6 protein-coding genes are annotated in these 3,551 nt (G+C 41.1%); 2 read left to right on the top strand and 4 right to left on the bottom strand.

Features of this window, described 5'->3' with window-relative positions:
- Window positions 1–720 (top strand): diacylglycerol kinase family protein (locus L650_RS0102710; protein WP_029772096.1); only part of this gene is annotated, 720 nt, incomplete at its 5' end.
- A 38-nt stretch (window positions 721–758) separates the two neighbouring features.
- Here the strand turns inward: L650_RS0102710 and L650_RS0102705 are convergent.
- Window positions 759–1,067 (bottom strand): VF530 family DNA-binding protein, encoded by a 309-nt coding sequence (locus L650_RS0102705; protein WP_004588743.1) that lies wholly within the window; start codon window positions 1,065–1,067, stop codon window positions 759–761.
- Window positions 1,068–1,121: 54 nt separating this feature from the next.
- Window positions 1,122–1,424 (bottom strand): DUF1496 domain-containing protein, encoded by a 303-nt coding sequence (locus tag L650_RS0102700; RefSeq protein WP_029772095.1) that lies wholly within the window; start codon window positions 1,422–1,424, stop codon window positions 1,122–1,124.
- A 117-nt stretch (window positions 1,425–1,541) separates the two neighbouring features.
- On the opposite strand from L650_RS0102700, the gene L650_RS0102695 reads away from it, so the two are divergent.
- Entirely contained in the window at window positions 1,542–1,775 is a 234-nt protein-coding gene (locus L650_RS0102695; protein WP_004588741.1) for a TIGR02647 family protein, read from the top strand.
- Here the strand turns inward: L650_RS0102695 and maiA are convergent.
- Both maiA and hmgA read right to left on the bottom strand, forming a co-directional pair.
- Window positions 1,772–2,401, bottom strand: a complete 630-nt coding sequence (gene maiA / locus L650_RS0102690; RefSeq protein WP_029772094.1) for a maleylacetoacetate isomerase — start codon at window positions 2,399–2,401, stop codon at window positions 1,772–1,774. The two genes, L650_RS0102695 and maiA, sit on opposite strands and share 4 nt — an antisense overlap.
- A 5-nt stretch (window positions 2,402–2,406) precedes the next feature.
- Window positions 2,407–3,551 (bottom strand): homogentisate 1,2-dioxygenase (hmgA, locus tag L650_RS0102685; protein ID WP_029772093.1); only part of this gene is annotated, 1,145 nt, incomplete at its 5' end.

The following is a 3,551-nucleotide window of genomic DNA, read 5'->3' as shown; positions in this document are numbered from 1 at the left end:
GGCGGCGATGGAACCGTGACAGAAGTAGCAAGTGTGTTGGTAAACACTCAGTGCAAGCTGGGTATTATCCCAATGGGCACAGCCAATGCATTAGCGCATGTGCTTATGGGGATTAGCTCTAAAATCATTCCTGTTGAGCAGGCCTGCGATCTTATTATCGATGGGCAAACCCAAACAATTGATACGGCCTATTGTAATGACGAGCTAATGCTGTTGTTAGCTGGGATTGGTTATGAGCAATCAATGGTAGAAAAAGCAGATAGAGACTCAAAAAACGAATCGGGTCAGCTTGCCTATTTAAGTGGTTTTTTTCAGGCATTTAGTGAGCAAAAAGCGCAAACCCTTTATGTCACCCTTGATGATAATCAAATGCAGGAGGTAAATACAAATAGCTTTATTGTAGCTAATGCTGCGCCATTTACTACGTTATTAGCCCAAGGAGGTGGTCAGCCCGATCACGAAGATGGCCTATTAGACATTAATTGGCTGCTACCTAGTGATGAAAACACCACTCGCGTGTTAAGCATTGCTGAACTTATGTTTAGTAGTATTACACAAACGCATTTAGCAATTAGCTCGCATCATACCAACGCTAAAAAAGTAACGATAACCGCAGACGAAGAAATTAAGTATGTACTGGATGGTGAAATTAAAACAGCGGATACGCTTACTATTACAGTTGACCCCGCCTCGTTAAAAGTAATTAGTAAGGAGCTATAAAATACAAAATGCACGTATTTAACGTGCATTTTTGTGTGTTACTTTTTAATGCTTGGCCAAACAAAACCACTGCTATCGCTTTGGCTGGCAGGCTTAGGGCGCTGAGCGCTTTTGGGTTTACGCAGCGGTTTGTTACTTAACGTATGTAAGTAGAGAGCTTCAACTTTATCGCGAGCCCAAGGGGTTTTACGTAAAAATTTTAAGCTTGATTTAATACTCGGTGAGTCGGTAAAACATTTAATGTTTACTTGCTCGCCCATGGCTTTAAACCCTAAGCGCTGCTCAAGCTCTACTAAAATTTGTTCTAACGTTACCCCATGAAGAGGATTTTTTGGTTGATTATCCATAGCCATACTACTTATTTAAACTGTGCGCATTGTAGCGTAAATCCTCTTTTAGCGCTAATTGACCGTAATGGTTTTAGGCTTTGTGGGATAAACAATATTGCCTTTTTTATCTAATTTTAGCCAAATTAGCTCACTGTTATTATGCTGCGGGTTATTAGCAGCGCATACTAAGGTAAAAGAATGTACTTGTACCAGCGCGCCTTCACTATAACGTTTGTTGTCGTACCAACAAATATCACCATTATTAATAATCTCATTAGCGTCAATAAGAGAATGTGTTTTGTCTGTTTTTGCATAACTGCTAGGGGCTAAAGTGAACGCAATTAAAAAAATAAATAAAACCATAATATGGCGCATGAGCGACCTCGAATTTTGATAGTTTAAAAATAGTACACACGATTAAAAAACATGCTAGGGTAAGTAATAGCGTTAAGCAACACTGACTTAAACACACAATTATAAAAAGGTGAACACATGCAATTTAATCAAACAATGATAGATGAATTTACGTTATTAGCTAAATTTCCACGTGAGAGCAAAATGCAAGGGATTAAGTTACATTCGGATGCTGAACCAAATTTATTAAGCGCGGCACAAAGGTTGTTTGATAAAGGCGTGATAGACAGCCCAGATGGCGGCTATTTAACCGAACTGGGCCTTGATTTAATAGAGCACGTAAGTGTTATTCACTGCGCATTAAAAAGTTAAACTGCATCGCGCTGATTTTGCGGCGCGGCGTCACTAAAAGCGGGTAATGCATTACAACGTGCATAAATGGCTGCAATTTTTGGATACGCAGCCATATCTACATTAAAACGCAATGCATTAAATACCTGTGGCACTAAACATATATCAGCGAGAGTGGGTGTATTGCCTACGCAAAACTCATTGTTTTCACTTAGCATCATTTCAATTTTTTCAAACCCAAGCTCTACCCAATGCCTATACCAGGCGGATTTAGCTTGCTCGTCTACACCCAATTCGTTACTTAAATACTTCAGCACTCGTAAATTATTTACTGGGTGAATATCACATGCCACTGCATAGCTAATATTACGAATTTGCGCTTTTTGCCATGCAGTGCCATAAATTAACGGCGTTTGCGGATAGCTTTCATCTAACCACTCTAAAATAGCCAGTGATTGCGCTAATATGCCTTCGTCCGTTTCAAGAGCAGGAAGTAAACCTTGCACATTTTTATCTAAGTAAGGCTGAGCTAGCTGTTCAGATTTAAGTAAATTAACGAATTGCATATCATGCTCAATGCCTTTTAAATTAAGTGCTATGCGTACACGGTATGCGGCAGATGAGCGAAAGTAGCTGTATAGTTTCATTGTTATTATTCCTCGCCTGTAAAATGTTTTGTGATACTACGCCAGCACTGAGTGTAATGAGTTTGGCGCTCTTTTCCTTCAAGGGCATATTTAGTGGGCGATATTATGTAACGAGACTCGAACATGAAGGCCAACGTGTTCTCGTATTTTTGCGGTGCAAGCTCAGCGTTAGATGCTTTTTCGAACACCTCGGCTTCAGGCCCATGTGGCGACATACAATTATGCAAACTAGCGCCTCCTGGTACAAACCCGTGCTCTTTTGCATCGTAAACCCCTTCTATTAAGCCCATAAACTCACTCATAATATTGCGATGATAGTAAGGAGGTCTAAATGTATTTTCAGCTACCATCCAGCGCGGTGGAAAAATTACAAAATCTACATTTGCCATGCCTTCAGTGGCTGAAGGGGAGGTAAGTACAGTAAATATAGAAGGATCTGGGTGGTCAAAACTCACGGTATTAATAACATTAAAACGCGCTAAGTCGTATTTGTACGGTGCGCTGTTACCGGTCCAAGCAACTACATCAAAAGGCGAGTGTGTGATAGGGCAACTAAATAAATGACCGTTAAATTTAGTGACTAATTCAAAGCTACCTTCTTTATCTTCAAATGCAGCAACAGGGTATTTAAAGTCTCTGTCGTTGGCGTAGCCATTTGCACCGACGGGGCCGCGCTCGGCAAGTTCAAATGCATGACCATAGTTTTCACAAATGTAGCCACGTGCGGTTTCATCAATTAAATCAACCGAAAATTTAATCCCGCGAGGAATGACGGCAATTTCCCCCGGCTTTACTGTGAGCTTTCCACATTCAGTGTGTAATAACAGTTCGCCATGCTGAGGCACAAACAATAGCTCACCATCGGCATTACAAAAATAACGCCCTTTCATAGAACTGTTAGCAACATAAACATGAATACCCATACCGGTTTGCCCATTGGCACTGCCATTTGCAGCCATTGTAATTAAGCCATCAATAAAATCAGTGGGCTTTGAAGGAATATCAATAGGGCTCCAGCGCATCATTGTAGGGGGCGTAATTGCTTCAGTTATAGGCGCTGTTCTTATTAGTGCGTTATCTATAGCGGTGTATTCACCTTGTACCACCGATGGACGAAGGCGGTACAGCCACGTGCGACGATTAGCGGCTC

This window comes from Pseudoalteromonas sp. TB51 (assembly GCF_000498055.1).
Taxonomy (GTDB): domain Bacteria; phylum Pseudomonadota; class Gammaproteobacteria; order Enterobacterales; family Alteromonadaceae; genus Pseudoalteromonas; species Pseudoalteromonas atlantica.
The sequence above is the reverse complement of the archived record's forward strand: the minus strand, read 5'-3'. Positions and strand labels throughout refer to the sequence as shown.